This window comes from Streptomyces sp. DS1-CR2, assembly GCF_055760475.1.
The window spans coordinates 9,012,170-9,038,583 of the sequence record NZ_CM147085.1; the positions used below are offsets into that span (position 1 = coordinate 9,012,170).

At 68.8% G+C, this 26,414-nt stretch carries 33 protein-coding genes and 3 pseudogenes; 15 read left to right on the top strand and 21 right to left on the bottom strand.

Features of this window, described 5'->3' with window-relative positions; all coding sequences use genetic code 11:
- Positions 1-112: 112 nt before the first annotated feature.
- The 3 genes from ACY0PA_RS42280 to ACY0PA_RS42290 form a co-directional block, all read right to left on the bottom strand.
- Positions 113-601, bottom strand: coding sequence for a carboxymuconolactone decarboxylase family protein (locus ACY0PA_RS42280; protein WP_473082624.1), 489 nt, complete (start codon positions 599-601; stop codon positions 113-115).
- Between the two features lie 341 nt (positions 602-942).
- Positions 943-1,098, bottom strand: a complete 156-nt coding sequence (locus ACY0PA_RS42285; protein ID WP_473082625.1) for a hypothetical protein — start codon at positions 1,096-1,098, stop codon at positions 943-945.
- Between the two features lie 4 nt (positions 1,099-1,102).
- Positions 1,103-1,432, bottom strand: a complete 330-nt coding sequence (locus tag ACY0PA_RS42290) for a hypothetical protein (RefSeq protein ID WP_473082626.1) — start codon at positions 1,430-1,432, stop codon at positions 1,103-1,105.
- Between the two features lie 175 nt (positions 1,433-1,607).
- Between ACY0PA_RS42290 and ACY0PA_RS42295 the strand changes: the two genes are divergently transcribed.
- Entirely contained in the window at positions 1,608-2,069 is a 462-nt protein-coding gene (locus ACY0PA_RS42295) for a hypothetical protein (protein WP_473082627.1), read from the top strand.
- Positions 2,070-2,498: 429 nt separating this feature from the next.
- A complete protein-coding gene (locus tag ACY0PA_RS42300) occupies positions 2,499-3,089 on the top strand; it encodes an ATP-binding protein (RefSeq protein ID WP_473082628.1) in 591 nt (196 codons plus the stop codon).
- A 229-nt stretch (positions 3,090-3,318) separates the two neighbouring features.
- Here the strand turns inward: ACY0PA_RS42300 and ACY0PA_RS42305 are convergent.
- The 8 genes and pseudogenes from ACY0PA_RS42305 to ACY0PA_RS42340 all read right to left on the bottom strand — a co-directional run.
- Positions 3,319-3,462, bottom strand: a pseudogene (locus ACY0PA_RS42305) (hypothetical protein); the annotation flags it as partial.
- Between the two features lie 154 nt (positions 3,463-3,616).
- Positions 3,617-4,045: a VOC family protein gene (locus ACY0PA_RS42310; RefSeq protein WP_473082629.1), complete on the bottom strand. Its 429-nt coding sequence runs from the start codon at positions 4,043-4,045 to the stop codon at positions 3,617-3,619.
- Positions 4,046-4,447: 402 nt separating this feature from the next.
- Positions 4,448-5,242, bottom strand: a complete 795-nt coding sequence (locus tag ACY0PA_RS42315) for an SDR family NAD(P)-dependent oxidoreductase (protein ID WP_473082630.1) — start codon at positions 5,240-5,242, stop codon at positions 4,448-4,450.
- Between the two features lie 332 nt (positions 5,243-5,574).
- A complete protein-coding gene (locus ACY0PA_RS42320; protein ID WP_473086607.1) occupies positions 5,575-6,507 on the bottom strand; it encodes a glutaminase in 933 nt (310 codons plus the stop codon).
- Between the two features lie 36 nt (positions 6,508-6,543).
- Positions 6,544-7,956: an aspartate ammonia-lyase gene (aspA, locus tag ACY0PA_RS42325; protein WP_473082631.1), complete on the bottom strand. Its 1,413-nt coding sequence runs from the start codon at positions 7,954-7,956 to the stop codon at positions 6,544-6,546.
- Between the two features lie 32 nt (positions 7,957-7,988).
- Positions 7,989-9,005, bottom strand: coding sequence for an asparaginase (locus ACY0PA_RS42330; protein ID WP_473086608.1), 1,017 nt, complete (start codon positions 9,003-9,005; stop codon positions 7,989-7,991).
- Between the two features lie 11 nt (positions 9,006-9,016).
- Positions 9,017-10,468 carry an amino acid permease gene (locus ACY0PA_RS42335; protein ID WP_473082632.1) on the bottom strand — a complete coding sequence of 484 codons (1,452 nt, stop codon included), beginning with the start codon at positions 10,466-10,468 and terminating at the stop codon, positions 9,017-9,019.
- The gene (locus ACY0PA_RS42340) at positions 10,465-11,142 is read right to left on the bottom strand and encodes a FadR/GntR family transcriptional regulator (protein ID WP_473086609.1); all 678 of its coding nucleotides are present in this window, start codon (positions 11,140-11,142) and stop codon (positions 10,465-10,467) included. The genes ACY0PA_RS42335 and ACY0PA_RS42340 overlap by 4 nt, the downstream gene beginning before the upstream one ends.
- Before the next feature lie 255 nt (positions 11,143-11,397).
- Here ACY0PA_RS42340 and ACY0PA_RS42345 point away from each other — a divergent pair, with 255 nt between their 5' ends.
- Together ACY0PA_RS42345 and ACY0PA_RS42350 are read left to right on the top strand one after the other, a co-directional pair.
- Positions 11,398-12,030: a LysE family transporter gene (locus ACY0PA_RS42345; RefSeq protein WP_473082633.1), complete on the top strand. Its 633-nt coding sequence runs from the start codon at positions 11,398-11,400 to the stop codon at positions 12,028-12,030.
- 262 nt (positions 12,031-12,292) lie between these two features.
- Complete coding sequence (locus ACY0PA_RS42350) at positions 12,293-12,445, top strand: hypothetical protein (protein WP_473082634.1); 153 nt, start codon at positions 12,293-12,295, stop codon at positions 12,443-12,445.
- Positions 12,446-12,495: 50 nt separating this feature from the next.
- Here ACY0PA_RS42350 and ACY0PA_RS42355 read toward each other — a convergent pair whose 3' ends face one another.
- Positions 12,496-13,056: an STAS domain-containing protein gene (locus ACY0PA_RS42355; RefSeq protein ID WP_473082635.1), complete on the bottom strand. Its 561-nt coding sequence runs from the start codon at positions 13,054-13,056 to the stop codon at positions 12,496-12,498.
- Positions 13,053-13,415, bottom strand: coding sequence for a DUF488 domain-containing protein (locus ACY0PA_RS42360; protein ID WP_473082636.1), 363 nt, complete (start codon positions 13,413-13,415; stop codon positions 13,053-13,055). The genes ACY0PA_RS42355 and ACY0PA_RS42360 overlap by 4 nt, the downstream gene beginning before the upstream one ends.
- 212 nt (positions 13,416-13,627) lie before the next feature.
- On the opposite strand from ACY0PA_RS42360, the gene ACY0PA_RS42365 reads away from it, so the two are divergent.
- Entirely contained in the window at positions 13,628-14,425 is a 798-nt protein-coding gene (locus ACY0PA_RS42365) for a uracil-DNA glycosylase (protein ID WP_473082637.1), read from the top strand.
- Positions 14,426-14,456: 31 nt separating this feature from the next.
- Here ACY0PA_RS42365 and ACY0PA_RS42370 read toward each other — a convergent pair whose 3' ends face one another.
- Together ACY0PA_RS42370 and ACY0PA_RS42375 are read right to left on the bottom strand one after the other, a co-directional pair.
- On the bottom strand, positions 14,457-14,579 hold the full coding sequence (locus ACY0PA_RS42370) for a hypothetical protein (RefSeq protein WP_473082638.1): 123 nt from the start codon (positions 14,577-14,579) through the stop codon (positions 14,457-14,459).
- Positions 14,580-14,797: 218 nt separating this feature from the next.
- Positions 14,798-14,956, bottom strand: a pseudogene (locus ACY0PA_RS42375) (MBL fold metallo-hydrolase); the annotation flags it as partial.
- Positions 14,957-15,164: 208 nt separating this feature from the next.
- Here ACY0PA_RS42375 and ACY0PA_RS42380 point away from each other — a divergent pair.
- Positions 15,165-15,299: a hypothetical protein gene (locus ACY0PA_RS42380; RefSeq protein ID WP_473082639.1), complete on the top strand. Its 135-nt coding sequence runs from the start codon at positions 15,165-15,167 to the stop codon at positions 15,297-15,299.
- A 432-nt stretch (positions 15,300-15,731) separates the two neighbouring features.
- Here the strand turns inward: ACY0PA_RS42380 and ACY0PA_RS42385 are convergent, their stop codons facing one another.
- On the bottom strand, positions 15,732-16,376 hold the full coding sequence (locus tag ACY0PA_RS42385) for a hypothetical protein (protein WP_473082640.1): 645 nt from the start codon (positions 16,374-16,376) through the stop codon (positions 15,732-15,734).
- Between the two features lie 309 nt (positions 16,377-16,685).
- Here ACY0PA_RS42385 and ACY0PA_RS42390 point away from each other — a divergent pair, with 309 nt between their 5' ends.
- Together ACY0PA_RS42390 and ACY0PA_RS42395 are read left to right on the top strand one after the other, a co-directional pair.
- The gene (locus tag ACY0PA_RS42390) at positions 16,686-16,883 is read left to right on the top strand and encodes a DUF6381 family protein (RefSeq protein WP_473082595.1); all 198 of its coding nucleotides are present in this window, start codon (positions 16,686-16,688) and stop codon (positions 16,881-16,883) included.
- Between the two features lie 184 nt (positions 16,884-17,067).
- A pseudogene (locus tag ACY0PA_RS42395) lies at positions 17,068-17,395 on the top strand (GNAT family N-acetyltransferase); the annotation flags it as partial.
- A gap of 156 nt (positions 17,396-17,551) precedes the next feature.
- Here ACY0PA_RS42395 and ACY0PA_RS42400 read toward each other — a convergent pair.
- From ACY0PA_RS42400 to ACY0PA_RS42410, 3 genes are all read right to left on the bottom strand, one after another.
- Entirely contained in the window at positions 17,552-18,286 is a 735-nt protein-coding gene (locus tag ACY0PA_RS42400) for an NADPH-dependent F420 reductase (protein WP_473082641.1), read from the bottom strand.
- Between the two features lie 143 nt (positions 18,287-18,429).
- Positions 18,430-19,026 (bottom strand): TetR/AcrR family transcriptional regulator, encoded by a 597-nt coding sequence (locus ACY0PA_RS42405; protein WP_473082642.1) that lies wholly within the window; start codon positions 19,024-19,026, stop codon positions 18,430-18,432.
- 496 nt (positions 19,027-19,522) lie between these two features.
- On the bottom strand, positions 19,523-20,419 hold the full coding sequence (locus ACY0PA_RS42410; protein WP_473086610.1) for a LysR family transcriptional regulator: 897 nt from the start codon (positions 20,417-20,419) through the stop codon (positions 19,523-19,525).
- A 143-nt stretch (positions 20,420-20,562) separates the two neighbouring features.
- Here ACY0PA_RS42410 and ACY0PA_RS42415 point away from each other — a divergent pair, with 143 nt between their 5' ends.
- The 7 genes from ACY0PA_RS42415 (at position 20,563) to ACY0PA_RS42445 (ending at position 24,925) form a co-directional block, all read left to right on the top strand.
- Positions 20,563-21,297, top strand: coding sequence for a flavodoxin family protein (locus tag ACY0PA_RS42415; protein WP_473082643.1), 735 nt, complete (start codon positions 20,563-20,565; stop codon positions 21,295-21,297).
- 113 nt (positions 21,298-21,410) lie between these two features.
- Positions 21,411-22,220 (top strand): hypothetical protein, encoded by an 810-nt coding sequence (locus tag ACY0PA_RS42420; RefSeq protein ID WP_473082644.1) that lies wholly within the window; start codon positions 21,411-21,413, stop codon positions 22,218-22,220.
- 69 nt (positions 22,221-22,289) lie between these two features.
- On the top strand, positions 22,290-22,760 hold the full coding sequence (locus ACY0PA_RS42425) for a hypothetical protein (RefSeq protein WP_473082645.1): 471 nt from the start codon (positions 22,290-22,292) through the stop codon (positions 22,758-22,760).
- A gap of 141 nt (positions 22,761-22,901) precedes the next feature.
- Positions 22,902-23,114: a hypothetical protein gene (locus ACY0PA_RS42430; protein ID WP_473082646.1), complete on the top strand. Its 213-nt coding sequence runs from the start codon at positions 22,902-22,904 to the stop codon at positions 23,112-23,114.
- Positions 23,115-23,198: 84 nt separating this feature from the next.
- Positions 23,199-23,426: a hypothetical protein gene (locus ACY0PA_RS42435; RefSeq protein ID WP_473082647.1), complete on the top strand. Its 228-nt coding sequence runs from the start codon at positions 23,199-23,201 to the stop codon at positions 23,424-23,426.
- A 370-nt stretch (positions 23,427-23,796) separates the two neighbouring features.
- A complete protein-coding gene (locus ACY0PA_RS42440) occupies positions 23,797-24,111 on the top strand; it encodes a hypothetical protein (RefSeq protein ID WP_473082648.1) in 315 nt (104 codons plus the stop codon).
- A 247-nt stretch (positions 24,112-24,358) separates the two neighbouring features.
- Positions 24,359-24,925 carry a dihydrofolate reductase family protein gene (locus ACY0PA_RS42445; protein ID WP_473082649.1) on the top strand — a complete coding sequence of 189 codons (567 nt, stop codon included), beginning with the start codon at positions 24,359-24,361 and terminating at the stop codon, positions 24,923-24,925.
- A 417-nt stretch (positions 24,926-25,342) separates the two neighbouring features.
- Here ACY0PA_RS42445 and ACY0PA_RS42450 read toward each other — a convergent pair whose 3' ends face one another.
- Together ACY0PA_RS42450 and ACY0PA_RS42455 are read right to left on the bottom strand one after the other, a co-directional pair.
- A complete protein-coding gene (locus ACY0PA_RS42450) occupies positions 25,343-26,077 on the bottom strand; it encodes a dienelactone hydrolase family protein (protein ID WP_473082650.1) in 735 nt (244 codons plus the stop codon).
- Positions 26,078-26,262: 185 nt separating this feature from the next.
- A complete protein-coding gene (locus tag ACY0PA_RS42455) occupies positions 26,263-26,403 on the bottom strand; it encodes a hypothetical protein (protein WP_473082651.1) in 141 nt (46 codons plus the stop codon).
- Positions 26,404-26,414 lie beyond the last annotated feature (11 nt).

Below are 26,414 nucleotides of genomic sequence, written 5' to 3' on the forward strand. Positions count from 1 at the left end.
TCCGCGTAAGGATGCGGTTGCACGGCTGGCCTTCATCGGCGCGGCCAAGCACTTCGGCCGTTGATCAGACACTCCCGCTTGTGGCGGACCAGGTGACTTGAGACGGGTTGGGTCAGTCCCACTGCTCGTCGGCGAGGGAGGTTACGGGTGCGGGCTTGCCGATGACGGCCAGGGCTATGAAGAAGTTGATCTGGCCGATTGCGATGGTCAAGGTGGCCAGGGCCTTCTCGTCGTAGTGCTTGGCCACTTCCGCGTACAGGTCGTCGGTGACCCGTTCCTGGCCATGCGGGGCAGGCTGGAGGGTGGCTTCCACCAGGGACAGCGCCGCGCGCTCGGCGTCGGTGAAGTAGGGGGCGTCCTGCCACGAGGAGACGGCCGTGATGCGCTCCTCGGACGTCCCCGCCTTGCGCAGGAATCCGGTGTTCAGGATGGTCAGGTATGTGTTGCCGACGATCTGTCCGGCCCGCAGGTGTACCAGGCTCATCGTGGTGCGCGGCACCGATCGGTTGCCCGTGGCACGGAACAGGGCGGCGGTGATGTCGTTCAGCTCCGGAACGAACTCGACCGGGTTCGGCATCCGGGAGATCGGGGTGCTGGTCATGACTGGACTCCTTCACATCGGCCTGCTTGGCGTTCTCATGGCACTGACGGAGCAACTCACCTCGATGTGACCGGAGTCCGGAAAATTTCTTCCCGATGCGTTGCGTCCCTGGTGAGAGCCCTCCCCGGTGTCTCGCCTCGCGCACCCAGACCTTGGTGGCGCTACGAGAGCAGGGCCACGATCCCCGTTCGGTGCGCCCTCGACGTATCTTCGCAGACCGGATCAACTGAGATTCGGCTCAGCTGCCTGTCTCCACCGACCTGGTCTCCACAGGTCAGGGGCATGGCACGGGACCAGATCCTTTGAGACGGAACAGACGCGGCATGTAGCAGGCGGGCGCCTCAGTAGACCCGATGCTCTTCGAGCCACTCGCGGTCGAGGACGATGTATGCCCACCCCTCCTCCTCGGCCTCAGCGCGCCCCGACACGAGAACCTCGTTGAACTCAGCGACGCTGAATAGGAAGAGACCTCTGCCCTCGTGCCGAATCCTGATCACCGTCTCAGTGAACCGAGGTCCGGCTCGTGCCGGTCCAGTCCGAAGGGAACTCCACGAACGCAAGCAGCGTCGTACGGACCGGATCGAAGGCGCGCCACAGGTCGCGGCGCAGCTTGTGCCTGCACCCCGGATAGTTCTTCTGCTCGGTGTTCGAGGCAGCGACGAGGAGCTTGGCGTCAACGAGCTGGTCTCCGTTGACGACGTCGTGCCCTTGGGTACGGCCGCCTTTCAGGACTGGGCTGCCACCCTGACTCGCCAGGCAGTGCGCGACGACGTGCTCGGCCGCGACAGCCCTGACCGGCCCGAAGACAGACTGATCGATGTGAAAGTCCATGGTGCTACTTCCTCGGCTTCGGTAGTTACCTGCCGGTTGTCCGGCGGGGGCCGCGGAAAGTAGCACCGACCAGATTCTGGACCGCGCGTCAACGCCGTTTCACGGCCTGAAGACCGCCGAACTCTGGCGAACCGAACTCACCCCTCCCGAGACACCGCCGGCGCTCGCCGCTCCGGTGACGCGCTGGCTGTCGGGACGGTTGCAGACCAGCGATCGCGCGGAGTCGGTCCGCCATTCGCGCGGCGCCTTCCGCTACTTCCTGCGCTGGCTCGCCCAGGCTCACCCCGACATCGACGCGATGGCCCAGCTGGAGCGTCGGCACGTCGAGGGCTTCATGGCCCACCTGCACGAACACACCAACGCCCGCACCGGACGGCCGCTGACCGCACGGTCCCGCTACACCTGCCTCAGCCCGCTACTTCAGTTCTTCCGGGAGACCAGCCAATGGGGCTGGAGCGATGTCCCGGGCCGTCCACTCCTCGGCCGGTCGGACCTGCCCCAACTCCCCTCCGCGCTGCCGCGGTTCATCCCCAGGGCCGAGCTGGACCGCCTCATGGAAGCGGTCGAGGAACACAGTACGAGAAGGTCATCGCCGCCGGCGGACGGATCGCGGGCCCGGCCGCAGAGGAACTGCTGACCAGCCGGATCGGCGAGGACACCCTCAACTGGCTCAAGACCCACTTCTTCAAGACCGAACTCGAACTCGGCCACTGCCTGCGAGCCCTCCGCCGAAGGCCCCTGCGAGTGCGACCTCTACCTCCGCTGCTCGAAGTTCCTCACCACGAGCGAGTACGCACCGCGCCTGCGGTCCCGGCTCGCCCGTGAACAGCAGCTCGCCCAGGACGCCGTTGAACGAGGCTGGCCCCGCGAGGTCGAACGGCACAACGCCATCGCCGAACGGATCCACGGCCTCCTCGCGGATCTCGGCGAGAGCACCGAGCCCGCCCCTGACGACTGCTGCTGAGCGGTTCGTTGCGGCAGCCTGAACGAGAACCCGACGGATACTTGCCGGATGGATGGATCAAGGGCTTCTTGGGTCAACACCACGCACGATTGGGCCGGCATCGTGGACGCGGGTCATCTCGGTCAGATCCGCCAGGGATCCGCAGAGTTCGCGCCGGGCGGGCCCGAACACCTTATTCTCGAGATCGTTGCTTACGCCGCTGACGAGGCAGCGAGCCGGGGCGGCGGACGGTGTGTGATCACGCTGCATACCGACGGCTCGGTGTCAGTGAAGGATGACGGCCGGGGCACCGACACTCGGGTCGACGAGCATGGCCATGTGGTGAAGAAGCCGGTCATGGCCACGAAGGATCTTCGGTTCTTCGACCTCCCGGAGGCGGAGCGGCTTCCGGACGGACATCCGCGTCGCGGCATGTCCGTCGTCGCAGCGCTCAGCGAGTGGCTGATTCATACCAACCGCCGTCTCAACGGATCCTGGAGCCAGCGCTATGAGCACGGCGTCCCGGTGACCGATCTGCAGCCCGTCGAAGCCGACGGGACCACGGGGACCTGCGTCCGCTTCCTGCCGGACGAAGCCCTGCGTTCGCGATGGTCGTTGACCGCGGGCGATCTGGTGCGGTGGTCCGAGCACTGGCCCGACCTGGCTGCCCGCCTCGACGATGAGCGCGACCGCGAGGACCGGTCAGGTCCGTGACCACGGGGCGGCACGACTGAACTGCACCAGGGAGAGCGGCCCGCTCTGCTTCCGACCCGCGGCCCTGGTGCTCGGCCCCGGTGGCTTGGAGGCGGCAGGCGTCGGGGCCGGTCTCGGTCAGGATGCATTCGAAGTTGTACCGGTTCCGCGCACGGAATTCGTCCGGACAAGGGTTCACATGGGTCCAGAACAGCGGCGACAGCCCGCGGCGGTCGGCGTCGGTGAGCGTGTCGGTCCACTTCGGATCGGTCAGGACCTGCTGCACCAGCAGGGCATTCACGTGGACCAGGGCGGCCTGGAGCAGGTGCAGCGCCAGCATGCTGACCTCCTGGCTCTCCTTGTCCGTGCCCGGCCAGGTCGCCGTCCTTGCCATAGAACAGGGCCTGGCTCGCCGAGTTCCAGTTCTCGACCACCTGCAGGCCCTCACCGATCTCCTGGCGCCTCCTTGCCGGCGGACCCGGCCCGGGGTGTGGGGCCGGGGTCAGGAGGATCGGAGAGCCGTTCGTCGGGGCCCGATGGGCCGTCGGCTAGGGGCGGATGTAGGGCCGGGTCATAATCTCCATGTTGTGCCCGTCGGGGTCATCGAAGTACGCGCCGCGACCGCCGAACAGGCGGTTGATCTGCCCGGGCTCGGTATGGCTGGGGTCGGCGTAGTACGTGGCCCCGACCGCTTCCAGACGGGCGATCATGTTGTCGAACTCCTCGTCAGGCACGAGGAACGCGTAGTGCTGCGACTGGATCGGCTCATCACGCTTCTCGTAGTAGTCGAGCGTCACGCCGTTGCCGAGGTCGACGGGGAGAAACGGCCCGAATGGAGCGCCGACCTTCAACCCCAACACCACGGCCAGGAACTCGGCCGACAGCTGCCGGTCCCTGGCGTAGATGGCGGTGTGATTCAACTGGACGGAGGTCACCGGCAGCGCGGATTCGTGCTGGTAATGCGGTTCGTTCGGCATGTGTGTGTCTCCGGGTCTTGGGATCCGCTGGGATGCGCGCCTCACGCGGGCGCCGTGCAGGAAGACTCGGAAAGCAGGGCGGGGCTCTTGCCCGCCTCGCACTCACGCCGAGGCCGGGACCCTCACTCGTGCATGGCCCATGGCCGACCCGGTAGTCACCCACCCGACTCCAGTGATCACCGCGGGCCAAGGCAACGTCGTTCCTCTCTCTCCACGGGCACCGACAAGCGGCTGGGCCTTCCTCGGCGCCGTGATGATGGCCGACCTTCGGGCCGCGTCAAGGTCGTTCATCCTCGGGTTCGGCTGCGGGCGCTCCACCTTGACCCGGTCCTGCGGTCGGCGAATGCGGCACCTACCGAGGAAAGGGCCGCTCTGTTCGTCAGGGTCTTCGTATCTCGTCACTCACGGCACCAAGGTGATGCCCCCGTCGACACGTAGGTTGATCCCGTTGATGTAGTCGGCCAGCGGGCTGGCCAGAAACGCCACTGAGGCCGCGACGTCCTCCGCGGTGCCCAGCCGCCCCGTGGGGTTCGGCGCGTACTCGGCCACCACGTGCGGCTCCAACTGCGACCACTCCTGCGGCCAGCCACGAGAGCTGGCCCCGTCCTCGAACATCCGCCGCATCCCGTCGGTGACGATCACCCCGGGGCTCACAGTGTTCGCGGTGATCCCGGACCCGGCCAGGTGCCGGGCCAGGCTGGTGGTCATGTTGACCACCGCCGCCTTCGCCGCCGAGTACTCGACCATGTTCGGCAGCGGAGTCGTCGCCGCCCGGCTGCCCACGTTGATAACCCGCCCCCAGCCGCGCTCGCGCATCGACGGCACCAACGCGCGGATCATCCGCACCGCGGAAAGGACGTTGCCGTTCATCGCCTCCAGCCACGCCGCCGGCTCCGCGGTCTCCCAGTTGTGCTCGACGAACGGACCGGCGTTGTTAACCAGCACTTCCACGCCCCAGGCGTAAGCCTGCTCGGCCACCTTCTCGGCAGCCGCGTCGTCGGCAAGGTCGCCCAAGACGACATCGACCGTCCCGCCGACGGCGCGCAGCTCCTGTGCGACCGCGTTGCTGCGCACCGGATCGCGGCCGTGTACCAGCACCGCGCATCCTTCATCGGCCAGCCGCCGCGCCACCACCGCGCCGATACCCGCGCTGCTCGCCGTCACCAATGCACGTCGTCCCACGAGATCAAGGTCCATGGCCTGCAGGCTAGTCAGCGCCTGTGACACCACTGGGTGATGCGATGCTCGCCCTCACCGGGCCTGCCCATTACCGAAGAAGCGGCGCAGTGTGTCCAAGCGAGTATCGGCCACGGCCTGCCTTGGCGGTGGCCGTGCAGAAGCAGCACAACATGTCGACCCTCAGAAACCCTCCTCGAGCTTCACTCGGAATGCGGCGCCGGGCGCGGCCTGTCCCCGCACCGCCTGCAGGAGGTGCCCCGTGCCCGCGCCCCCGAGCCGGTCCCCGACGTAGGCGCTTCTGGCCTCGGCTGATGGCAAGTCAACGCCACGACGTTGCATCGAAGGGCAGCTCAGAACACCGACAGCCCCGTCAGTGTCGTGAAGCGGTCCAGGGCCGCGACGCCCGCCACGGAGTTGCCTCGCTTGTCGAGTCCCGGGCCCCACACGGCCAGCGTGCAGCGGCCGGGCACGACCGCGACAATGCCACCGCCGACGCCGCTCTTGCCGGGCAGTCCCACGCGGTACGCGAACTCGCCGGCCGCGTCGTAGGTGCCGCAGGTGAGCATGACCGCGTTGACCTGCTTGGCCTGGCTGCGGGTGAGCAGCCGGGAGCCGTCGGCGCGGATGCCGTGCCGGGCCAGGAACCCGGCGGCGAGCGCGAGATCGGCGCAGGACGCCTCGATGGAGCACTGGCGGAAATACTGCTCCAGCAGCGCGGGCACCGGGTTGTCGATGTTGCCGTACGACGCCATGAAGTGGCCCAGTGCCGCATTTCGGTCGCCGTGCGCGGCCTCGGAGGAGGCGACGTCCCTGTTGAAGGCGAGCTCCGGGTTCCCGCTCTCTGCGCGCAGGAACTCCAGCAGGGTGCCGGCCGCATCACCGGTCTGGGTCTGTAGGCGATCGGTGACGACGAGGGCGCCCGCGTTGATGAAGGGGTTGCGGGGGATGCCGTTCTCGTACTCCAGCTGCACCAGGGAGTTGAACGGGTTGCCGGAGGGTTCGCGGCCCACGTGCTCCCACAGCTCGTCGCCCTCGCGGGCCAGGTCGAGGGCGAGCGTGAAGACCTTGGTGAGCGACTGCGTGGAGAACGGCTGCTGCCAGTCCCCCACGCCGTACACGGTGCCGTCGAGTTCCGCGACCGCCATGCCGAAGCGGCGCGGGTCGCAGGCGGCGAGCGCCGGGATGTAGTCGGCAGGCCGCCCGCGGCCCGGCGTCTGCTCGATCTCGGTGGCGATGCGTTCGAGGACCGGCCGGAAGGTCGGCGGCGAGGTCGTGATCACTATTTTGCCTCCCGGCCGGTCCTGGTGCGCGTTCGTGGTTCAGGCGTGTGCGGAGCCGCTGCCCGCGAGGACTTCCGGACGCAGCAGCTCGGCGAGCCGCTCGGCCGGCAACAGCCCCTTTTCCAGTACGAGTTCGGCGACGCCGCGTCCGGTGGCGAGGGCCTCCTTGGCGATGTCGGTGGCAGCCGTGTACCCGATGTGCGGATTGAGGGCGGTCACCAGGCCGATGGAGTTCTCGACGGCCGCGCGCAGCGTCTCGGTGTTGGCGGTGATCCCTACGACGCAGCGCTCGGCCAGGGTCAGGCAGGCGGTGCGCAGATGCGTGATGCTCTCGGACAGGGAGTGCAGGATGATCGGCTCGAAGGCGTTGAGCTGGAGCTGTCCCGCCTCCGCGGCCATGGTGATGGTGACGTCGTTGCCGATCACCTCGAAGGCGACCTGGTTGACGACCTCGGGGATCACCGGGTTGACCTTACCGGGCATGATGCTCGAACCGGCCTGCACCGGCGGCAGGTTGATCTCGTTGAGGCCCGCGCGCGGCCCGGAGGAGAGCAGACGCAGGTCGTTGCAGCTCTTGGAGAGCTTGACGGCGATCCGCTTGAGAACACCCGACATCTGGACGAAGGCGCCGCAGTCCTGGGTCGCCTCGACGAGGTTCGCGGCGGTCACCAAGGGCAGCCCGGTGATGTCGGCGAGGTGGCGGCGCGCCGCCTCGGCGTATCCGGCGGGGGCGTTGAGGCCGGTGCCGATGGCAGTGGCACCCAGGTTGATTTCATGGATCAACTCGACAGCCTCGTCAAGACGGCTGCGATCCTCGTCAATCATGACGGCAAATGCAGAGAACTCTTGACCGAGCGTCATGGGTACCGCGTCCTGCAACTGTGTACGGCCCATCTTGAGCACGTCGCGGAACTCGACGGCCTTGCCGGCGAAGGCGTCCTGCAGTACAGCCATCGCCTTGAGCAACCCGCGCACCGCGAAGACGGTCGCTATCTTGACTGCGGTCGGGTAGACGTCGTTGGTCGACTGGCTCAGGTTGACGTCTTCATTGGGGTGCAGGAACTCGTACTGACCCTTCTCGTGGCCCAGCAGCTCCAGAGCCCGGTTGGCGACGACCTCGTTGGCGTTCATGTTCGTCGAGGTGCCGGCGCCGCCCTGGATGACATCGACGACGAACTGGTCGTGCAGCTTGCCGTCGCGCATCTCGCGGCAGGCCTCGACGATGGCGGCCGCCTTGTCCGGGGCGAGCAGGCCGAGTTCCTCGTTGGCGCGGGCGGCGGCCTCCTTGACGGCGGCGAGGGCGTCGATCAGGTGCGGGTAGGCGGAGATCGGCGTTCCCGTGATGGGGAAGTTCTCCTTGGCGCGCAGGGAATGAATGCCCCAGTACGCCTCGGCGGGGACGTCGCGGTCGCCGAGCAGGTCGTGCTCGCTGCGGTGGGATGCGGCGGTCATGGCTGTGCGGGCCTCTTTCGGAGGTGTGTGGATCAGGTGTACGTGGGGTGGGTGAGACGGTCGAGCGCACGGGCGGGCCGGATGCTGCCGACCACCTCGCCGCCGCCGAGGAGCGGGGCGCCCGCGAACTCGGCGAGCGCGGCCGGGTCGACTCCGCAGCGCGCGAGGGCCGCCGCGGCCACCGGGGCGCGTGCCCGGTCCGCGCCGTCGGCGATCTTCACGGCGACGGCCCGGCCGTCCGGGAGCGCGGCGACCTGCACGCCTTCGAAGCCGTCCTTGGTGAGCAGCCCCGGCACGGCCCGCATCAACGCGGAGACGTCCCGCCCCGATCCGGAGGCCATCTCGGCGTGCTCGCGCATCGCGTCAGCCACCATGGCCTCGGGGGTGCCGGGCGCGGCGGTGACGATGCGGGCGGCGGCGCGGGCGAGGCCGTGCAGCGAGACAGAGAACAGGGGCGCGCCGCAGCCGTCGACGGTCACCTGGGCGATCCGCTGTCCGGTGAGGCCCTCGACGATCTCCGCGATGGCCTGCTGGAGGGAGTGGGCCGGGTCGAGGTAGTCGTCGAGGGACCAGTCGTTGAGCCGCGCCGTGTAGAGCATGGCCGCGTGCTTGCCCGAGCAGTTCTGTGCGAGGCGGGAGGGCAGCCGCCCCGCGCGCACCCAGTCCTCCCGGACGACCGGGTCGAAGGGCAGGTCCGTGACATTGCGCAGCTGGTCCTCCGACAGACCGGCCAGCTCCAGGATCCGGCGGGTCCCGGCCAGGTGCCGCTCCTCGCCGGAGTGGCTGGCTGCGGTGAGCGCGAGCAGCTCGCCGTCCAGCGGCAGCCCGGCCCGCAGCATCGCCACGGCCTGGACGGGCTTTAGGGCCGAGCGCGGGTAGAAGGCGGCCTCGATATCGCCGATCTGCAGGTCCACGCTGCCATCGGTGCCCAGCACGACCACCGAGCCGTAGTGGATGCCCTCGATGACACCGCCGCGGACGAGGTGGGCGACCGGCGCGTGGAGCGGCTCCCGGATGACCGGGGCCTCGGCCACCGAACTTCCGTACATCACTGCCTGGTTCACGCGTCCGCTCCGTCGCGTATCCCCGCCACCCGGCGGCGCACCCCGTACCAACCCGCGACGAGCGCCGCCGCGATCAGCGGCAGACACAGCACGGTCGTACGTCCCGCGCCTCCGTCGGCGTACATCAGCACCAGCACGGAGACCAGGAAGACGATCGTCACGATCTCGGTCCACGGCGAGCCGGGCAGGCGATAACTGGGCCTGGTCAGCTCGCCGTTCTGGGTCTTCCGCCAGAACATCAGGTGACAGAGCATGATCATGCCCCAGGTGCAGAGGATGCCGATCGCCGCGAAGTTCAGCACGATCTCGAAGGCGTCGGCGGGGACGACGAAGTTGAGGCCGACGCCGATGACGCAGATGCCGCTGGTGAGCAGGATGCCGCCGTAGGGGACCTGACTGCGGCTCATCACGCCGGTGAACCTGGGTGCCGAGCCGGACATCGCCATGGAGCGCAGGATGCGACCGGTGGAGTACAGGCCGGAGTTGAGGGACGACATGGCCGCGGTGAGCACGACCAGGTTCATGACGCCGCCCGCGGCGGGGATGCCGATGTTCGACAGCACGGTGACGAAGGGGCTCTGGGCCGCGCTGTACGAGCTCCAGGGCAGCAGCATCGACAGGAGGACCACGGAACCGACGTAGAAGAGGCCGACGCGCCACATGATCGAGTTGATCGCCTTGGGCATGATCTTCTCGGGGTTCTTGGTCTCGCCCGCCGCCACGCCCACCAGCTCGACGGAGGCGTAGGCGAAGACGACGCCCTGGACGATCAGCAGCATCGGCAGCAGGCCGTTGGGGAAGATGCCGCCGTTGTCGGTGATCAGGGACGGGCCGGGGTTGTGGCCGTCGACGGGGTGCTGGGTGACCAGCAGGAAGATGCCGATGAGCATGAAGACGACGAGCGCGCTCACCTTGATGATGGCGAACCAGAACTCCAGTTCACCGAACATCTTCACGGATATGAGGTTCACGGTGAGGACGACGGCGAGCGCGATGAGCGCGATCACCCACTGCGGGATGTCGGAGAACATGCCCCAGTAGTGGGTGTAGACGGCCACGGCGGTGATGTCGGCGATGCCGGTGGTGGCCCAGTTCAGGAAGTACATCCAGCCCGCGATGTACGCCCCCTTCTCGCCGAGGAACTCACGGGCGTACGAGACGAAGGCGCCCGACGACGGGCGGTACAGGACGAGTTCGCCGAGCGCGCGGACGACGAGGAAGGCGAAGAGGCCGCAGACCGCGTAGGCGACGAAGAGGGAGGGTCCGGCGTCGGCGAGGCGGCCGCCGGCGCCGAGGAAGAGGCCGGTGCCGATGGCACCGCCGATGGCGATCATGTTGACGTGCCGGGACTTCAGGGACTTGCTGTAGCCCGCGTCTCCGGCATCGACGTGTCCGGAGGTCGGTATCTCGCTACGCAGGTCGTCTTGCTGAAGGGATCGCTCGCTCACGCCTGGGGTCCGCCTTCCGCGGGTGGGGCCGCGCGCTCGGGGCGCACGATGGAGGTGAGGGTGGTCTGGACGCGGTCGAGATGGTGGGCCATGGCCTCCACCGCGTCGTGTTCGCTGCCGTCCATGAGGGCCTCGACGATCGCGCGGTGCTCGCGGTTGGACTGCTCGCGGCGGCCGCCGAGTTCGTTGAGGAAGGCGGACTGGCGGCCCAGCGCATCGCGGATCTCCTCGATGACCCGGCGGAACACCGGGTTCTGCGAGGCCTCGGCGACGGAGATGTGGAACAGAGTGTCCATGGCGACCCAGGCGGTGGTGTCGGTCTCCCGCTCCATCCGCTCCAGGAGGTGGGTGAGGTGATCGAGGTTCTCCGGGGTGCGCCGCGCCGCCGCGTACCCGGCGACCGGGATCTCGACGTGGCGGCGCACTTCGAGGAGGTCGCTGGCCGCGTAGTCCCCGAAGGTGGGGTCCTCGACCGTGTTGGCGACCACGAAGGTGCCCTTGCCGGTGCGGGACACGGTCAGCCCCATCACCTGCAGGGCCCGCAGTGCCTCGCGGAGTACCGGTCGGCTGACTTCGAGACGGCGACAGAGCTCCGCCTCGGAGGGGAGCTTGTCGCCGATGGCGTACTCGCCGCGCTCGATGGCGCCGCGGAGGTGGGTGAGCACCGCTTCCATCGCGCTGACGCGCCGCGGCACCGACCCACCTGTCTGGCTGTCTGACAGGTTCACGTGAGTGATCCTGCGCGCAACGGGACGGGGCTGTCAAGGGGACAACATCGCTCTCGAAATTGAGTTGTTCCGGCAGCCGCGATCCCAACAAGATCTACCCATGACCCCGATCACCGCCTTCATGCCGCTGACCTCGACCGCCCGTTCGGCGCGAGTCCAGCAGCAGCCCGGCCGACTGTGGAAGCCGACGCTCGCGCGCTCGTGATCGCCGCCCTGGTCGCGGGACTCCTTGCCGGCTACGGCATCGCCGTGCCCGTGGGAGCGGTTGCGACCTACCTTGTAGCTCTGGCAGCCCGGACGTCTTTGAAGATCGGTGCTTGTGCTGCACTGGGCGTCGCAACCGCCGACGGCCTCTACGCGCTGATTGCCGTCCTTGGAGGCTCCGCGCTCGTCCCCGTCATCGAGCCGATCGCCCTTCCTCTGCGATGGGTCTCGGCCTTGGTGCTCATCGCACTGGCGGCGCGCAGCGGCGCGGCGGCAATCCGTCGGCATCGCAGGCGGCAGACGGCAGCTCGGGCCGGCGAGGTCCCCCTCAGCCCCACACGGGCCTATATCGGGCTGCTGGGAATTACGATGATTAACCCCATGACCATGATCTACTTCGCGGCACTCGTTCTCGGCAGCCAGACCGCGACGGCTCCAGACCGCCTGGAACAGGTCCTATTCGTCCTCGCCGCCTTCGCAGCATCCGCCAGTTGGCAACTGCTTCTCGCTGGCGGCGGAGCGCTACTCGGCCGAACTCTGGCCGGCAGTCACGGGCGGCTCATCACCGCCATGGCCTCCAGCACCCTGATCACGGCGCTCGCCATTCACCTACTCGTTTCAGCGCCATGACACGTATCGGCCGCCGAAAGCCTCCAACTGACGGGCAAAGCGGCACCCGTGGCACCGAGTGACCTGCAGCCTGCAGCAGAAGGAGGAAGCAGAGTGAAGATCGTGGTAGACGACCGGCCTGGCGCCACACCGCGGACTGCGGTGTCTGCATCCACTGCCGCAGCAACTGCGCGATGCCCATGTCGCTTTCCACCCAGACTCTGTTCTTGGCGCCCTTGACGCGGAGGAAAACTTCAGCCGTGCCGACTTTGCGGACGGCGCCTTGCCGGAGAAGACCAAGCAGTTGATCGCCGTCGCCTTCGCCCAAGTGACCTGCATCCAGGGGCACACCGGCCTCGACCAGCGCAATGGTGCCAGCCCGCCCACCCTCGCCCTGCACGCCATGAAGGAGACCGCACCCGACACGCACCCATGAACCCACCACGGGTTGCCGCGCTGGGGGCACCCGGCGACCTGGGGCGTTCCTCAGCCGGAGGTGGGGTGCGGCCAGTGCGCGAGACTGCCGGGCGAGGGAGCGGATTGCGCCGCTTCCGCCGCTGACGGGTGGATCTCGTAGCTCTCGCGCATGCCGCTCAGGTCGAAGATCTTGAGCATTCGGACGGAGACGGACGCGATACGCAGCGAGCCTTCGTGTTCACGGATGCGTTTGGTGATCGCCACGATCACGCCCAGGCCCATCGAATCCATGAAGGTGACGAAGCCCAAATCCAGGACGAAGTGGCGGTGTCCCTCATCGAGGAGCTTGATCAGTCCTTCCCGGATCAGGGGGGCGGTGTGCGCGTCCACTTCACCGTCGACCTCGACAACGGTCCAGCCGTTGACCACGTCGTAGCTCACCATCATGCTCTCGTGCCGGATGATGTTCGTTCGCATGGCCCCATCCCTCTTCCCGTCTCCGGACAGCGCGAGACGCCCATCACGGTGCCGCGGAGACGGCCGGCCCATACCGATCGCGGCCTGTGGATGGGCGAGTTTGAAGAAACGACGGTGACCTTCACCGCCGTCGGCGTCTTGCGTGCTGGTCAACGGCTCTTGGGCAGCCACTCGGCGAGAACAGCGGCCTGGCTGTGGTCGACATCCTTGGTGGCGGTCAGCAGCATGAGCTTGTTGTGTGCCGCCAGGTCGCGCAGATGTTCGGCCGCCTCTCGGTGCCCGGCGTCGCGCAGTTCGGCCAGATAGCGGCGGCGGAACTCGGTGAAGCGGCTGGGCTCGTGGCCGTACCACTTGCGCAGTTCGCTCGACGGGGCGACATCACGCAGCCACTCGTCCAGATGCGCGTCCTCCTTGCGCATGCCCCGGGGCCAGACCCGGTCGACCAGCACACGCTTGCCATCCTGCGCCGCAGTCTCCTCGTAGACTCTGCGATAGGTGATCTGTTTGGCCATAATGGTGCCCTTCCAGATCGATCGGCCGGCCGCCCCGGCGTTGAGCGGGTGGACACTTCCGTGCCCTGCTGCGAAGCGGATGGTCCCGACCGCCCATTCTATCGGGGACAGCTCATGCGAACCCGTCGGGACCCTGCCAGGTCAGCCACCGCGAGCGCCGCCCGGGTGCACCGTGACGGTGTCCAGTACGGCGTATGGACGAGGAGCACGATATGCCCAGCAGACGTCCCTCGCCCGAGTCGCCCGATTTTCCCGCTCGGACCGCTCCCCGGATGAGCTCTCCGAGCGAACTGGACGAGGCGGTGGCCACCTGCCGGGCGTGCCCGCGCCTGGTGGCCTGGCGGGAGGAGGCCGCGCGGGTCAAGCGCAGAGCGTTTCGAGACTGGGAGTACTGGGCGCGCCCCGTGCCCGGTTTCGGCCCGGCGGACGCACCGCTGGCGATCGTCGGTCTGGCGCCGGCCGCGCACGGCGGCAACCGCACCGGGCGCATCTTCACCGGTGACCCGTCCGGCGACGCGCTGTACGCCGCGCTCTACGACATCGGGCGAGCCTCGCAGCCCACCGCCACCCACCAGGGCGACGGGCTGGAGCTGTACGGGGTGCGGATCACCGTGCCGGTGCACTGCGCCCCGCCCGACAACCGGCCCACCACCGGTGAGCGGGACACCTGCCGGCCATGGCTGGCCCGCGAGCTGGAACTGCTGCGGCCCACGCTGCGGGCGATCCTGGTGTTGGGCGCGTTCGCCTGGCAGGCGCTCCTGCCGGTGCTCACCGAGGCCCGCTGGCAGCTGCCCCGCCCGCGCCCGGTCTTCGGACATGGAGCCGAGGCGCTGCTCGCCGACCCCGGCGACGGACGGCCGCTGCACCTGGTCGGCGGCTACCACCCGAGCCAGCGCAACATGTCCACCCGCACCCTGACCCCCGCCATGCTCCGCGACGTGCTACGCCGCAGCGCCGAGGTCGCCGAACTCCCGGCACGGCCGCCGCACCGCAGCCGACCGGGCCCTTGAGCACCGAGTCTCTCCGACTCGGTAGCTGCCATCAGGCGGTGGTGAACGGGTTGAGTGGCGTGTCGGGGTCGGCGAGCGCGGCACGCTCGACCGTGTTGTCGGAGCGGACGAGGTGCTGGATGACGTCGCTGACGTCCCAGATGTTGATGTTCATCCCGGCCGGCACGCGGCGTCGGCGAGTCAGAAGGCGATGAACTCCCGGCCCGACAGGTCGCGGGGGCGGGGGACCGCGTTGTTCCTCTCGCCTATGCGGTCGACCACGTGGGCGTGATCGCGACCGAGAGGTATGACGGCAAATCCGACCAGCGGCTGATCGAGAAGTTCAGCTCGCCACGGGAGCGCTGTCCTGACACGGCCCGGACAGTCACCGGGTCAGTGCGAGTCGGCAGGGGCGGGCGAGAGCCGGTAGGCGCCCTCGTGGGTGACGACCTGGCCGGCGGTGGGCGGTGCGAAATGGGTGCCCAGGACGAGGGTGTCCGTGTCTGCAAGTGAGGCGAGCAGCGTGCGGCGCGAGGTCTCGGACTGCTCTGGGTGGCCGAGCCGATAGACCGGCGTGGCGCAAAGGCCTTCCACCCCCCCCGGGGGCGCCGCGCCACGCCATCTGGGCCGGCAGCCCCGGAAGCCTGCCTTGGTCACCCGGGGCTGCCGGACCGGCCGGTTCTGGTGGGGCCCCCTACAGCCCGGCAGCCCCACCCGAACGAGTGAACCGCTTTGGGGCCAGGGCGGGTATGCGCAGCTGATGGACGACGCCCGCATCAAGGCCCTGCTCGAACGGCTCGCGAAGGTCGGTGACGCCGCCGCGCTCCTCCTGCTGCACAGCCGTCTGAACGAGGACCTGCACGGGCCCGGCGCTTGGCGAGCGCGCCCTCGCTGAGCAGCACGTAATCGGTATGACATCGGCCGGTCCTTCGACGAGCGCCGTCGGCGGCCAGGATCGTCGCCGTCGCGAACGGCCGTGACGATGCCGGAGATCATCTCGCGCACAGATGCCGGGACACTGCTGCTGGAGTCGCCTCTTGCGCCTTGCGGCGACGTGTCGCCCCGAGCCGGTCCCCGACTGGTGCCGGTGACCCAACGTCCGAGACCTTCCCCCGAGTTGAGGCAAGCCTCGTAGGCATCGAGCGGCATCGGATCGCCTTTGCCGTGACCCTGGTCAAAGAGCCGGCGCCCGAAGCCAAAGAGACCGAGGAGCTCGACGAGGTCTACGGGACGGTTAAGGGAGGGCTGATCGGGGGCTCGGACCGGGCATCGGTTAGTGGGAGGGGGCGGCCGGATCGGCATGGGTTTCGGGGCCGGGGGGTGCGCGTCAGCCAACCGAGTCGGTCGGCTCCGGCGACGGATCGGGCGAGGGCGGGGGGATTGCGGGCGGCTGCGCCGTTGGGGCCGGGATGGCTTGCTGCTGAACTGTTGGTGCCGTCACCGCTGGCGGCTGGACTGCAGACAGCGGAAGCGCTGGTGCCGGGATCGTCGGCGCCTGCTGCTCGGCAAGGATCAGGGCGCTAGATGGGACGGCGACGCGCAGTTCGTGCAGGCCCACGAGGGCGGTGTGCAGATGCTCGGGGCCCTCATAGGCGTCGTAGGCCAGGATGAGCCGGGCGCGCGTCTCGAGATTCTGCCAGGCGTAGCGTCTGCGGAGGTTCGTCATGTGGCGGGCGTCCGCCCGCAGGAAAGTTGACCCGGCCGAGAACCCGGCGGCCAGGAGGGCAAGGATGGCCGCAGGCACCCGCGCCCCGGCGGAGGCCAGACCCGCCGCGCCCGAGATGCCAGCGAGGACCGCCCCAGGAAAACCCAGACTGAGATAGGTCGCGTGCCACAGCTTGGCGCGGCGCTGCGCCCGCCGTGCACCGATCTGGGCCTCGGTGATGAGCTTCTCGACTTCGGCACGCAGCGCGAGCAGCCGTGCGTCGTGGGCGGCGCCCTGCGCGGCTCCGGCGGAGGTTCGGTCGGGCACGAATCCCCCTTACTGCCAAGGGAGTTGGAGGTCTCATCCCAGAGTTTAGGGGTTGCGCCCGGATTGGCGACAGGGAACGTACAGGCCGCGTCCCCGGCCGACGCCGACCGTCTCGTATCCAATCCCGTGGGACCGGGGCCACTGAGTGAGAGCACCACACAACGTGAGCAGAGTCCGGCACGCAAGTCCTTCCGCGAGGGCTCTTCCAGCTGCGTAGATAGCGGTGGGTGACCGCTCGAGATGCAGGGGGTGGCGGGGCCTGTTTCGCTGTTGTGGCCCGCTCTTCCCCCCATCACCCAAGGAGTGATCATGAGCGCTGCAGGTGAGTCCGGTCGTGCCCAGCAGATCCGTACGAAGGTTCAGGACCTGGAACAGGCCGCGGAACGCGCCACTGACCCGCAGGAGCGTCAGCGTCTGAAGGACAAGGCCCGCCAGCTCAGGGAGCAGAGCGAGCATGCAGGCGGTACGGGCAAGCCGGACATCGACACGACGGTGTCGTCCCGGTAGTTCCGAGCACAGACACCGGCCGGTGGCCGGCCTGCGTGGCTTTCCGGCACGCGAGAGGCCCCCGGCCGGTCACTGCTGTCTCCGGTCAAGAACAGCGCCTCAGCCGCCAACGACGCCGGCAAAGGATCACCGCACCCCAGGCAGTACCGCCGAGCCGTCCCGCCAGCCTCTATCCGGCCCTGAGATCGCCGGATTCCTCGATGAGCATGTCCAGCAGATGCGGTCCATCACGCCTCCGGAGAGCAAGCACGCCCTTGATCTCGATGAATGCCCTCCGGAAGCCCGAGGTCACGTTCTGGTCAGTGAGGGATGGCGACACCCTGGTGGGCTGCGGTGCGATCAAGAGGCTGGACGGGGGGCACGCTGAGCTGAAGTCGATGCGCACCGTGCCGGCGCGGGAGCGGAGCGGGATCGCGTCCCTGCTGCTGGAGCACATGATCACCGAGGCCAAGCGGATGGGTTTCACGAGGCTGAGCCTGGAGATGGGCACGGCCGAGTTCTTCCTGCCGGCTAGCTAGTTGGCGGCTGGGTGCTATAGCTGGCGCGCAGGGTAGCGTCTGGATCCCCCTGCGGCGCACAGGGAGAGAGAGGGGGGCGTCGCGGCGCCGGCCGCTGCGGTCCCCGCCGCACGGGGCGTGTGCCGTGGACGGGGGTGGCGGCAGGCGGTGTCACCGGTGGGCGGCGCGGTTCATCTCGACGACGTCGTCCACGGTGGGGTTGGCGCCGAGTGCGGCGAAGCGCTCCAGCATGCTGTCGCGGACGGCAGCGTCCTTGTCCCGGTCGGCCGCGGCGAGCGCGGCCGGGAGCTCGTCCAGGGTCAGCTCGGTGCAGTAGGCCGGGCCCATCGGCTGCTGTCGCCAGGAGTCGGTCAGGACCCCGGCGTCGTACGGGTCGAAGCCGGTGTCGTCCACCAGTCGCATGGCCACGCGCTTGGCCTCGTCGGAGTCCCCGGCGACCGGGATGGCGATGCGGCCCGGTGTGCCGGCCGGGAGGCCCTTGGTGCGCTGGGTCTCGGCCAGGGCGGCGTTCCACGCCTTGACCACCGGGCGTCCCAGTAGCTCGGAGGTGTAGACGCTCTCCACCGCGCCGTTCTCCGCGGGCTCGATCCGCCCGTTGAGGTGCGGGTAGTAGTTCGAGGTATCGATGACCACCGTCTCGGCGGGCACCGAGGCGAACAGGTCGGCCAGCTGGCCCGCCGCCCCGAAGGGAATGGCCAGGATGACCGCGTCCTTGCCCTGGACGGCGTCCTCGAGAGCCACGGCCCGGGCACCGGTCTCCAGGACGTCGGGCGCCACGGCCTTGGGGCCGCGGGCATCGGCCACTGCGACATCGTGACCGGCCCCGCTGAGCTTGCGGGCCAGGTTGCCACCGATCGCACCAGTACCGATGACAGCTATTTTCATGATTCGTCCCTTCGAAGGTTGCGTGCGCCCCGGGAGACGGCATGCTGGAATGGCCGCGCGGCCGAAGCCGCCGGATGGCATGGGGAAATGTGGTCGGCCTCCGCGTGAACCGGCGGCCCGGGTGGAACGGGGTGCCCGAGGGCCTACGCCTGGACGCCGCGCTCGCGGTAGCCGCCGGCGACGAGCGCGCGCAGCCGGTTCAGGGCTTCCTCGTCGGTGGCACCGGTGCCCTTGACCCAGGCAACGGAACAGGCCGCGAGGAACAGCTCGTGCGCCTGCACCGATTCCCGTACGGCGCCCGTACGTTGCGCGGCGCGCAGGTACTCGCCGGTGGTGGCGGTGAGATCGTCGCAGGGAACGGTGAGCGGATTGCCGGGAGCAAGCGCCCTGGCCGCGGCCATCAGCGGTTCCGGCAGTCCGCTGAAGGCGCTGAGGTACTCCTCCAGTGCCCGCAGCCACCGCTCCAGCGCCTCGACCGGATCGCCGACCTCGGCGATGTCGGCCTGGCGGGCCACCAGCTCCTCGGAGCGGGTCTGCAGCACGGCCGCCAGCAGAGCTTCCCGGGTGGGGAAGTGCCGGTACAAGGTGCCCGGCCCCACCCCGGCCTCCTTGGCCACCGCCTCCAGCGAGGTACCCACCCCGTGCCGCAGGAAGTGGCGCTGCGCCGCCTCCAGGAGAGCGGTGCGGTTGCGCTGGACGTCCGCACGGGGCCTGCGCCCCTGCTGTCCACTGATGCTCATTGGAGGACCATCCTGTCCTGCGCTGCTCTGGCGGGTCTCGATAAAGCGGAGGCTGCCTCCGTACTCATTGGAGACTAAAACGGAGACAGCCTCCGGTCAAGCTGGCCGCATTTCCCCCACATGCCCCGCCGCACCGGACCGGACCCCGACGGGCCCATGCCTGACGGCGAACAGGGACAGCACGTTTGGGGTGGTGCGAGATTCATGACCCCGGGACCTCGGCCCGTTCGCCATACCGCAAGAGGCTGCGGCCCGGGCAGTACATCAGCTACCACCTGAGCCTGGCCGGGGGCTGGCTGATCGCGGGCCGCAAAGCTCCAGGACGGCGCCGTCCTGGACACTCAGGCTGGGCACTTCACATGACGAACGACGCCAACTGGGCTGCACAGTCACACGGCCTGTGACTGAGCGCTTCAGTTGGCCAGTGAGCGTGCGAGTTGGCCCGTCTGAGCGTCGTGATTGACCCACCCCCGGGTTTCAGCGCAAGCGGTGCAAGTCAGTGGTCCGCGGAGGCTAGCTCTGTCGAGGTGCTCAGGAGCAGGTCGCGCAGTGCCTTGGCGGTGTTCGACGGCTCGGGAGGGGTGAGGATGATCTGGTCGGCGGTGGTCGAGGGGCCTGTGAGGGGGATGACACGCAGGCCGGGTGGCGGGTGGTCGAGTGCGGATTCGACGGTGATACCGATGCCCGTCCCCGCGGCGACGTGAGCGGCGATGGCCTGCACGCTGTCGGCGGTTCGGACGATGCGTAGGTCGGCTCCGCCGATGTGGAAGGCAGACAGGAGGCGGTCGCAGAGACCGCTGTTGATCTGGTGGGGCCAGGTGAGCAGGCCGGTGGTGGACAGTTCGGACGCGCTCAGCTCGGCGTGATGAGCAAGGGGATGGGTTGCGGGTACGAGCGCCATGAATCTCTCGGTGGACAGCACCCTCGCGGTCACGTCGGTGACGTCGCCGGTCGCCCAGCTGATGCCGAGGCCGATCGTCTGCGCCCGTAGGGCGGTGAGCTGGGCTGCGGTCGGCATGGCCTGGGGGACGATCGTCACGTCGGGGAAGCGGTCGCGTAGCCTTGGCAGGCAGTGCAGCAGCAGTTGGTGGTCGGTGTACTCGGCGTGGCCGACGACGAGGGTGGTGCGGGTTTGGCCGCCGGCGGCAAGGGAGCGTCCGCGCTGTTTGAAGTGGCGCAGCTGGGCCAGGGCGGCGTGGGCGTCGGGCAACAGCGCTTCGCCGAGGTCGGTCAGTGACACCCGGCGGCTGGTGCGGTGGAACAGCCGCCCGCCCAGGGTGCTCTCCAGGCGCCGGATGGCGTCGCTGACGGTGGGCTGTCCCCGGTGCAGGCGCGCGGCGGCGCGGCCGAAGTGGAGTTCTTCGGCGACCGCGACGAACGCTTCCAGTTCCATCCTGTCCACGGGGTCAGGCTAACCCGATCGATCGATGCGGCCGATCGCTGCACGCCGAAGTTCGGCGTTGATGCCGTGCCGTACGCAGGTTGTGATGGATGAACAAGCAGGGTCTCCCCACAACTGGAAGCAGCGGAAAGAACATGACGCTGAATGACGTTGATCTCCAGCACGACGCACCGACGGCCACCGTGACGGTGGTCTACCACTCGGTGCACGGGCACACCCGGGTCCTGGCCGAGCGCCTCGCCGACGGAGCGCGACTGGTGCCGGGCGCCCAGGTACATCTCGTCGAGATCCGGCCCGAGGATGTCATCGCGGGCCGTTGGCACGATGCGGAGGTGCTGGCCCTGCTTGAGTGCTCCGATGCGATCGTCTTCGGCTCTCCGACGCTGATGGGCAGCGTGTCGGCGGTATTCAAGGCGTTCATGGAGGCGGCCTTCACACCGTTCGTGACGCAGGCATGGAAGGACAAGCTGGCCGGTGGGTTCACCATGTCCGCTTCGCAGAGCGGCGACAAGCTGGCGGTCCTGGAACAGTTGGCGGTGTTCGGCGCGCAACTGGGCATGCAGTGGATCGGCGTGGCCGATATGCCAGGCAACAACTGGAGCGGTGGCAGCCGCGATGATGTGAACCGGCTGGGCTCCTGGCTGGGGCTGATGAGCCAGAGCCACGCCGACCTGGGGGCAGAGCAGGCCGGATCGCGTGGCGACCTGATCACGGCGGAGCGGTACGGCGAGCGGATCGCCCGGCTGACGCAGCGCTGGGTCAACGGTGTGCCGTACGAGACCTCCCGGATGACCGAACACGAGGCCCGCGCTCTGTCGGCTTCCCTCAGAGACACGGACGACGCACCGGCGGCGCTGACCGGCGCCTGATCGCCTCACTCTGAGCGCTTCAGTTGGCCGTTCGGGCCAACTGAAGCGCTCAGTCACAATGGCGTTGTCCGGTCATCCGCGAACCCGCGGTCACCGGCTTTGTCCACTTCGGCGTGGAGCCGCCGGTCGAAGGACACGGGCTCGGTGGGCTGTTCCCGGCCGACCTCACCAGAGACCACGACGAAGCCGAGGTCTCCCTTCCGGTCGCTCTGGAGCTGGTCCGGGCCATGCTCCGCGACCAGGGCGCCTGGTGCCGGCTGGGGGTCGGGGACGTGTTCACTGTGCACATCGGGTGGGACGAGTACATGTACGTGGGCAGCGACCGGTTCTGCACGGACGCCGTGGCCCGTACACGTGAACTCGGCCTCTGTCCGGAACCGATGACGGCCTCGCCCTACGCGGCGGAGCTCGAGGAACGGGACGTGACTGAGGCTGCCGACCAGGACTTCTGGGCGCGCGTGCGCACAGCGCTGGCCGCACGGCACACGGCGCTCCTAGAGGAGGTCTACGTCCGCAACGTCGCGCGGTGGCACCGTCTCACGGCGGAGAACCTCGACGCGGTGCGTGCCGGTCTCAGCCTGCGAGCCCTGCTGTCCGTCTGGCCCGACCTCGTCCCCGATGCACCGGGAGGCCGCCGAGCAGGGCCGCCGCGCTCTGGTGACGGATCGCTGCCGCCCTGCTCGAACGCCGCACCGAGCTCGCCGACGACGAGGAGGTCGAGTATTGGCTCGACGAGACCGAGACCGTGCTTGCCGACTACCGCACGCCGACCCAGGTCGTCTCGCTGGCCACGTACCTGGAGGCGGCCGTGCGCCACCTGCAGCGCCACGAGCGGAGCACCGGTCAGCCCGCGGCGGCCCCCCGAGGCGGGCGCGGCGTACGCGGCGGCCCGCTCCCTGCTCCGGGCCGGAGGCGGCGGCTGAGGGTATCGAGCGCACGTCCGAGAGGCTCCCGGGGCGCCCTCCCTGGACTTGTCAACTAAACTTCAACTCATGAGCGCGATGGAGACGAACCTCTCGGACCTGCTGAACAAGCCCAAGGTGACGCTCGCCGCCCTGCGCGGCGCCCGGCGGATAAGGCTTAGGCGCCGCGACGACGAGGACCTGGTACTCACCACGGCCGCGCGCGCCGACCAGGACAGCGCGGTCCTGGGGGCGACCAGCCGCATGTTCGTGGAGATGATGCGCACCTCCCAGGGCCGCACTCTGGTCCTGGACGTGCTGCCCGCGACGTTCCCCTGGGTGCGCTACCTGACCGCGCACGACGTACGGGAGTTCTCCGTCGAACTGGTCGGCGCCCTGGGCGCGGCCGCCGACCTGGACAGCACCGCCGCCGTCGCCCAGCTCATCACCGAGTGGAAGCACACTGCCGAGGTGCACGCCGACCCCGAGCTGTACGCCGCCCTCACCACCGACTCCGGCGAGGACTACGGGCCGGTGCCCGAACCCGGAGCCGCTGCGTGAGCCCCAAACGCGGAGATCGCGTCGCCCCGCCGCCACGGGCCCGGCGAGTGGGACATCCGGTTCGTCAACGGCGAGGCCGCCAAGGGCTGGGAGCAGCTCGCCGCGCAGGCCGCGGGCAACACCCGGGCCGCCTGGCTGCTGATGCGCACCGACCCGGCCCCGGCCACCCGCACCGAGCGCCACCACCGGCTCAAGGGCGAGCTCGGCCACGGCGCCCACCGCGGCGAGTCGATACAGCGCGGGCAGATCGAAGGGACCGCCGGCGGGCGCATCTGGTACCTGCTGGACACTGAGCGCCGCACTGTATGGATCGACCAAGCATCGACCGGCCACCCCAAGGTCACCGACCGCTAACCCCGGTTCGCCCGCCGCCTCGTCGACTCCCGCCTCGCCGCCCCCGGCCGTCTGCCGATCGCCACCCGGGCCGGTATCCGCACCGTGCACGTCCCCGCCGACCCGGGCGAGGACATACGCGTCGACATGGGCTGCCCCACCTTGCCTGGACCCGAGACCATCACCGTCACCGCTTGCGGGCGCAGCTGGCTCGCCGTCCATGTCGACGTCGGCAATCCACATGCTGTCGCCCTCGTCGACGACCTCGCCCACCCGGCACTCTCGACACCGCCCCCACAGTCACCCCGCACGGGGCCTACCCGCACGGCGTGAGTATCGAGCTCGTCCGCCGCCTGGACACACACCACCTTTCGGTGCGCGTCCACGAGCGCGGCGTCGGCGAGACCCGGGCCTGCGTACCGGAGCCTGCGCCGCCGTCATCGCCGCCGCTCACACGGCCACCGGCGCCGACAGCGGCCAGTACCGCGTCGACGTCCCCGGCGGCACTCTGCACGTCACCCTCCACGCAGACGGCGCGCTCCAACTCGCCGGACCCACCGAGATTGTCGCCACCGGCGCCATCACGCTGTCACTCGACACTGGGTGAGCGCCCCGCCAACAGGCGTACGACATACCGGATAACGCCTGTCACGGCACCGCCGAGTGTGATCACCTGGACAACGGCCGAGCTGAAGGGGGAGACGTGTACCGAGCGAGGATCAAGGACGGCGGACGGGAAATCTTCGCCGTGCAGATCGGCGACGAACCCGTCTGGTACACGGACAAACACAAGCTGATCTGCTGGAAGTGCGACGCCGCGGTGCACGGCAAAGGCACGTATGTGAAGCGCAACGGGGCCAGCTACCGCGCGCACTTCGCCCTCAACCCCAAGACGTCTCACGCCGAGACCTGCCCGTTCAACCCGATCGAGGTGATCACCTCGATCGCGCAGAGCGCCCAGGACCTGGCGCACGTCGACGACGGCGTGCTGAAGCGAGTGTGGTCTCGCCGCTCGTGACATGTCGATCTTGCGTGACCTGGGTGTTCGTGGCTGTCTCACGGCCTTGTCACCCGTGATCAGTCTCAATCCCGTGGCATTTCCTCGCGAGGGCGAGGTCGAGATCAGGTGGCTTGCCCGTGTCGGCCGAGTACACCACGCTGAGCCCCGAGCACGAGGACTACTGGCGAGCCCAGATCGCGCACCGATGAGTTTCCCGCGCCGCGCTGGTCTATACGCCGGACACCCACGGACGGAAGGCTGGGCCATGCGGAAACTGATCTACGGCATGAACCTGACCCTGGACGGCTACATCGCCGCGGCCGGCGACGACATCGGCTGGAGCGGACCGCCGAGCGACGAGCTGTTCCAGTGGTGGCTCGACCACGAGCAGGCGAGTGGGCTGTCGCTGTATGGGCGCAAGCTGTGGGAGACGATGAGCTCCTATTGGCCGACCGGCGACCAGCAGCCCAACGCCACCCCGGCGGAGATCGAGTTCGCGCGGAACTGGCGGGACACGCCGAAGGTGGTGTTCTCCTCGACGATCGACAAGGTCGACTGGAACACCCGCCTGGTCACCGGTGACGCGATCGCCGAGATCACCCGGCTCAAGGCCGAGGACGGCGGCTCCATGAACATCGGCGGCGCAACGCTCGCCGGGGCGGCCATGCGCGCCGGGCTGATCGACGAGTACGCGATCGCCGCCTATCCGGTCCTGGTGGGCGGCGGCACGCCGTTCTTCACCGCGCTGGACAGCTGGGTGAACCTGAACCTGGTGGAGACGCGGACGTTTCCCGGCGGCGTGGTCCTGACCAGGTACGAGACGAGGCGCTGAGCAGCAGCTTGCGTAGCGGCGCGGGTAGCAGAACCTCAGCTGCTCCCACCCGCCAGCCCGACCACCACCCCTCATGGACGCGCTCCGCGCGACAGTGTTCCCACCACGTCGTCGCTGTCCTCGCCACGAACACGCCGAGAACCTGCCGCGGTGCCAGCTGACGTCCCCACAGCAAGTGACTCCGTCACTTCGAAACACCACTGTCCTGTCGCACTGCGGCTGTCAGATGGTGGGCCGTTGACGAGCTGGGATGCCAGGTCGTTTGCGACCGCGGAGGCTCGGGGTTCTCAAGCGACCTGGCTTTTACGGAAGTCTCGTTCGCGATAGAGGTGGGCCACGGCCATGGAGACATCGGTGTGGCCCGCCATGCCGTCTGCTGGTCGCGGCCGTTTCAGGCTTGGTTTCTGGGCTGGAGCCTCAGCTGTTGGCCAGGGTGCGGTCCAGGAGGGGGAGCAGGCGATCCCAGTGACGCTTCAGCCCGGAGGCGCTAAAAGCGTCGGTGTCGGACATGGTGAAGCCGTGGATGGTGCCGGGGTAGATCTCGGAGGTGTAGCCGACACCTGCCGCATCCAGGGCCTGGTTGAGCTCGCCGAGGGCCTCAGGTGTCATGTCGCCTTCGGCGTGGCCGAGGTGGACCTGGGCGGTGAGCTTGGAGAAGAGGTTGGCCCCATCGACACCCACGGGGCCGTGGAACGCCGCGACGGCGACCACCTGGTCGGGGTGGGCCGCGGCGGTGCGCATCGCGTAGAGGCCGCCTATGCAGTAGCCGGTCACTGCGACCGGTCCGGCGGCGACTTCGGGCTGGGTGGTGAGGAACCTGAGGTAGGCGTCGGCGTCGCTCAGGACACGTTCGGCGGTGTGCGCCTCGATCAAGGGCATCAACTGGGCGAAGACCGCGGGCCGGACCTCTTCTCCGATGTGCTCGGGAAGTTCGATTACCGGTGCCGGGCCGTGCCGGTAGAAGAGGTTGGGGACGAGTACGTAGTACCCGTGCCCGGCCAGTTCGCGGGCCATCTCCCGCAGCACGGGCCGGATGCCGAAGCCGTCCGCATGCATCAGCACCCCTGGGTGCCGCTCACCGCCGTCGGGGAAGGCTGCGAAAGCGTCGGCCTGGCCGTCCGTGGTGGGAATCCGCAGAGTCTTGGTGGGCATGAATTCTCCTGTCGTGGTTGATGTGCAGAGCCTGTGATCAACACGACGGGGGCGGAGCCCGCGCAGCAGCGCCAGATCCTCGATCAAACAGCGGGCCCAAACCGGCCCGTACGGCGCTCAGAAGAGCCCCGGGTCACCGATCCGTGTGTGGCGCAAGGCCGTCCCGGTAGTCATGGCCGCAGAGCTTAGCCCACCGGATATGAGCCGACGCCGGCCTTGCGGCAGAGCATCGCGGTGATCGCCGTGTTGATGTAGTGCTTGGCGACCCGGCGGGCTCGGTGGGTGAACAGGAAGTCGGCGTACGCGTTGGTCTTGCGGTCGAGCATGGGCGGGCGGG